Raw genomic sequence first — 250 nt, 5'->3', positions numbered from 1 at the left:
CTCGCTACGCTAATACCTTGACCGTTACACCTATTCCATTACAAAACAACTATGTCGCACACAGACATAGACTGTGACTTTAGTATTTTTCATGTACTGTTGCACTTGGCTTTACAATTCGAGATTGTTTTTGGAGTTGAATCATTTCCATGAAGTCATCTTGTCTAATTTCGCTTTCTGTTTCATGTATCCTTTTGACAATTTGATTAATGTTCACACCTATTCGATTCACCTCTGTTTTTAATGATTT

General features: G+C 35.2%; 1 protein-coding gene. It reads right to left on the bottom strand.

Features of this window, described 5'->3' with window-relative positions:
• Positions 1–79 precede the first annotated feature (79 nt).
• On the bottom strand, positions 80–232 hold the full coding sequence (gene mobC, locus E4T68_RS10045; protein ID WP_370543848.1) for a plasmid mobilization relaxosome protein MobC: 153 nt from the start codon (positions 230–232) through the stop codon (positions 80–82).
• Positions 233–250: the final 18 nt, after the last annotated feature.

This window comes from Granulicatella sp. WM01, from assembly GCF_004570605.1.
GTDB lineage: Bacteria > Bacillota > Bacilli > Lactobacillales > Aerococcaceae > WM01.
Note: the sequence above shows the minus strand (reverse complement) of the source record. Positions and strands in the feature narration are given on the sequence as shown.